Annotated in this window: 4 protein-coding genes; 2 read left to right on the top strand and 2 right to left on the bottom strand. The window is 55.6% G+C overall.

Features of this window, described 5'->3' with window-relative positions:
- Positions 1-272 precede the first annotated feature (272 nt).
- Positions 273-587, top strand: a complete 315-nt coding sequence (locus tag HQL65_18740) for a hypothetical protein (GenBank protein MBF0138275.1) — start codon at positions 273-275, stop codon at positions 585-587.
- Here the strand turns inward: HQL65_18740 and HQL65_18735 are convergent.
- Positions 569-889: a hypothetical protein gene (locus HQL65_18735; GenBank protein MBF0138274.1), complete on the bottom strand. Its 321-nt coding sequence runs from the start codon at positions 887-889 to the stop codon at positions 569-571. The genes HQL65_18740 and HQL65_18735 overlap by 19 nt on opposite strands.
- Positions 886-3,588: a response regulator gene (locus HQL65_18730; GenBank protein MBF0138273.1), complete on the bottom strand. Its 2,703-nt coding sequence runs from the start codon at positions 3,586-3,588 to the stop codon at positions 886-888. Before HQL65_18730 ends, HQL65_18735 begins: the two co-directional genes overlap by 4 nt.
- Positions 3,589-3,937: 349 nt before the next feature.
- Between HQL65_18730 and HQL65_18725 the strand changes: the two genes are divergently transcribed.
- Positions 3,938-4,438, top strand: coding sequence for a tetratricopeptide repeat protein (locus tag HQL65_18725; GenBank protein ID MBF0138272.1), 501 nt, complete (start codon positions 3,938-3,940; stop codon positions 4,436-4,438).
- Positions 4,439-4,618: the final 180 nt, after the last annotated feature.

Genomic DNA, 4,618 nt, shown 5'->3' with positions numbered 1-4,618 from the left:
TAGTAAAATATTGAAATAAATCAGATTTTGCACTACAGATGACGAACATGGGTTGGGCTCAATATGGATTCCGGGGGCGTGGCCCATAGAGTTGAATTGAGGTAGCATTCCCGACGGCAGATCACCCCTACTGGACGGGAGATCAAGGATGATTCCTCAACCAGTCGTCAAAAGCCAAAATTTGGTCAGTGACGAGCAAGGTTACGAGACTGTTCGAAACTTGAGATGGCCAGATGGCACACGAAAATTCAACAAATTGCGGCGTCCGGGTCATGCAAAAAAATAAAACGGGCAGGATCGTGGCCCTGTTGGCAACGATTTTTTTGTTCTCCGGGCCGGGAGTCGGGCAGGGGCAGCCCGGTACATCCGCCTGCAACTGGTTTGGCCTGACCCTGGGGTACAAGGAGGTTGAATGGAACGCCATTCTGGATCATGGCCAGAGTGACCAGGCCATTCTCAAACACTGTCTGACCCGCTACTGCGGGCGGGAGCCACGCATGCACCACTCCATGGTGTATGAAATCATGCCCTGTGATCACCGCTGCCTGGTTCTCAACCGGCGATATTATCAGGAGTCGTGCTTTTGACCCGGTTTCCTGAACAACGCCTCGGCAGCCTGACGTGCCGTGACCTCGGGATCGACAACGGCAGGACCTTTTCCCGTTTTTTTGATGCGAAAAAAATCACAATGCGTGGCACGGTCCTTTTCCACCACCCGTTCGGCTTGATTTTCCCGACATTCGTTGTAACAGTTTGGATCGTGGAATTCGCAATTCCGACAGACCCGGGTATCCCGGCTGCACTGTGGACAGGAATCCCGATAGCCAAGGTGCAACAAGCCCAGACCACTGCCGCACCCCCAACAGCTTCCCACCGCTCCCTGACTCATGATTCACCCTCCTTTGACTCCCCCACGCGACCGATCTGCTCCACCCAGATTTCCCCTTCCCGGATGATTTCGGGAATCTGATTGGACTGGCGGGAAAAAACCGCCTGGCGGACCCGTTCGGCAATGTCCGTCAATGGCGATGTATAGGGTTCGCACATTTCCAACACCGCCTCGCAGCGCACGACAATGGACCGGGACTGGAAAGGGGGCAACCTGGCAATGGCCCGCAGCTCTGTCATGGCGGTATGGCGCAACTCCGTTGGAAGCGGCGGTTTGCCCGGATCGTGCAGCAGCATGGGTCGCTGGTGCAGCAGCCGCGCCATGAGTGGCATGAGACGACCCAGATCCACGGGTTTGGTCAAAAAATCGGTCACCCCTGCCTCTCTGGCCTCGTTCTGTCTTTCCAGGAAGGCATCTGCGGACATGCCGATGATCGGAATATCCCGCCCCAAATCCATGCTGCGCAGGCGGCGGGTGGCCGCAAAACCATCCATCACCGGCATATGCAAATCCATGAGAATCAGGTCCGGGTGGACCCGGGCCAGCATTTCCAGACACTGCGCCCCATTTTCCGCGACCGCCGGCGTCAGACCCACCTCCCGGAACGCCGCCAACAGCATGTCCCGACTCATGGCATTATCTTCCACCAACAGCAGCCTGGTGTCGGTTGGAAACTGGAAAGTATTCCATTCCGGTTGGGCCTCGGTTGCTTTTTTGGGATCCGGCTCGACCAATGGAATACGCACGGTAAAGGTCGCCCCCTGCCCCTCGGCGCTTTTCACCGAGACCTCTCCCCCCAGCAAGGCAGCCAGACTCTTGACAATCGACAATCCCAACCCCGTGCCACCATACAAACGGGTCGTGGAGCCGTCGGCCTGTTCAAAAGGCTCAAAAATCAGGGCCTGCTTTGCCAGCGGAATGCCAATGCCCTGATCGGCCACCATCAGAAGAATTTCATGGCCATCGCGAAAAATACCCACCTCCACCCGGCGTCCGGCAGGGGTAAACTTGATGGCATTTTCAAGCAGATTGGTCAAAATCTGATTGATCCGGGTCCGATCCGAACAGACCAGGCGCGGAATGTCGGGTCCCAGGCCATAACTCATTTGGACCCCTTTGCGGGTGGCCGGTTCCTTGTGAACATGGAAAATACTCTGCAACAACAGACGCAGATCGATATCTTCCATCTCCACATGCAGCTTGCCGGCCTCGATCTTGGCCAGATCGAGAACGTTGTTGATGATTTCCACCAGGTTTTCGCCACTGACCAGAATGTTTTCCAGATACTGGCGAAAACGCAGCGGGAATTGTTCCCGGTTTTTGATCAGGATTTGGGAAAATCCCAGGATGGCATTCAGTGGGGTGCGAATTTCATGGCTGACATTGGCCAGGAAGCGGGTTTTGGCCTGGTTGGCGGTTTCGGCGGCATCCTTGGCCTTTTGCAGGGCCTCGTCCACCCGTTTGCGTTCGATGAGACCGGCCAGGGTTTGCACGACGGTGCGCAAAAATTCCTCTTCCTCGACCTGTTGCGTATGTCCCGGTGCCAGGTAGAGATTGAGAACACCCAGAACCCCTTTGGAGGAGCCAATGGGCACACAATAGTGGCCATGATCCTTGATACCCTCATAGCGCATGTCATGGTCATGATTGAGATTGGAACAAAAGACGATTTCTTCACCGAGGCTGGCACGCCCACACAGGCAATACCCCCTGGGTACCCGGCGGCAGGCTGAGAGAATGGGTTCTTCCAGACCCCGCTGGGCAATCATGATCAGATCGCCCGTTGCCTCGTCCACAAGAAACAACGACCCCTTGGATTCAATGGAGAGCCAGGGTGCCGACAAAACGAGATCCAGCGCCACTTTCAGTTGGGCTTCCAGGGACAAGGGAGCCAGAGCAGTCCGCAACAAGGCACTGATGGTCAGGCGGGATTGCAAATTGCGCCGGTTGCGCTCTTCAACCCGCAGGCGCTCCGTCGCATCCCGAAATATGTATTGCAGAAATTTTTCTTCGCCGTGGGTAAATTCACCGACGGCAATATCCGCCGGTACCCGTTTTCCGTGACCATCCATCAGGAACAGGGGTCCACCCGGGTCTGCGACGACGAAGGTATCGGCTTCCGTGCCTATGCCCCTGGTATCTCCCCGGGGTTGGTCGGCATGAAACAATTCACGCATTTCCAGACCCAGCAACTCGCCCCGGTTCCTGGACAACAACTGACAGGCCGAGGGATTGCAATCCATGATGCGACCGGATTTGCCATCGACCAGAAATATGGCATCCAGGGAGTGTTCAAAAAGATTCCGATAGCGCGCCTCGGCCTGATGCAACTGCACACGCGCCACATGCACCGACACATGCCGTTGCAACCGGGCCAACAGCTCTTCAGCTTCGACCGGCTTGACCAGATAATCATCCACGCCCAGGGAAAAAGCCCGCGCCTTGCCGGCGGCACTGCGTCGCCAGGAGAGTACAATCACCGGCAATTCCCGAATCAACGGTTGATCCGCAAATTGTGCCAATACCTGAAAGCCATCCCCGCCGGCTGTCATCAATTCGATGAGGATCAGATTGGGTTGATACCGCATCACGGCAGTCACGGCGTGGTCCAGATTCTGCACCACATGCAGGTCAAAACCGGGCTGTTCAGCCAAGGTCTTGCGCACAAGATGCTCAACCCATGGATCGTCGTCGATCAAAATTACCCGGAACCTGTCCGGTGAGATCCCTTCCATCCGCTGCACGGCACACCCCGAATTCCCAGTCAGAAAACCTGACCCAATATAACCCGTCTCCGACCAGAGAACCAATCCCTGGTTCAAAAGTCAATTTTGTTGATCGCTTTTACTGGCATGCGTGGATTTTTTTTTGTAGACTAAACTGACTGAATGGACTCTTGGCTGCAACTCTCTTGACCAGATGAAATACGGCGATATCCTCTGGCCATGCAGGACGGAGCCCCGGCGAATCGGTTCGTTTCAATGCCGGTGTCGTGGATGGCAGGGACATTTTCAGGTAATTTGTTCTGAGTGACGAAGGAGCTTTTGGGTGTCCAAACAAACGTCCCCTCTCTCCCCGGAAGTGGTGCAACCGGGCATGGTTGAGCAGTTACATCAGTCGGAAAATGAAAAATTGACGCGCACTCTGCTGGGAATTCGCAATACCCTCCGTGCTGCCGAGAGGAGCGTTCCACCTGACTTGAATCTGGGAAGTGTTCTGGAGGTGGCCACCCGTTGGGATGAAATCCGCCAGCACTACCTGACCATGCTGGAAAAAAGCACCAAGGGATCCGGTCATTTCAACAGCATCGGTCGTCTGCTGGTCGAACATGGCTGGCTTGTAGAGGCTGAAGCGGCGTTTCGACGTGGACTCTCCACCAATCCCGACAACGTCAAAGCCTATGACAACCTGGCCAATCTGTTGCGGGACCAGGGACGCGAAGAAGAGGCCCGTCTGGCGTTGGTCCGTGCCGGTCAGATTCGCAAGCGAGGCAAGGCCACATCGACATCCTCGAGTGTCCGTGGCAAAAAGAAACCTGCAAGCATTTGATCGCGCTGTTTGCAAGTCGGATCCTTCTGATTCCAGTCCGCCTAATTTTGTTTTCAGCCCGCTTGTCCAACCAACTGCCTGTATGCCTGCCGTCTGCCCTCCAATTTCCCCGTCTGCCTTCCAGTTGCCCGTCTGTCCTCCAATTGCCCGTCTGTCCTCCAATTGCCCGTCTGTCCTCCA

It is taken from the genome of Magnetococcales bacterium (assembly GCA_015228935.1).
In the GTDB taxonomy this organism is placed as follows: Bacteria; Pseudomonadota; Magnetococcia; order Magnetococcales; family DC0425bin3; genus HA3dbin3.
The sequence above is the reverse complement of the archived record's forward strand: the minus strand, read 5'-3'. Positions and strand labels throughout refer to the sequence as shown.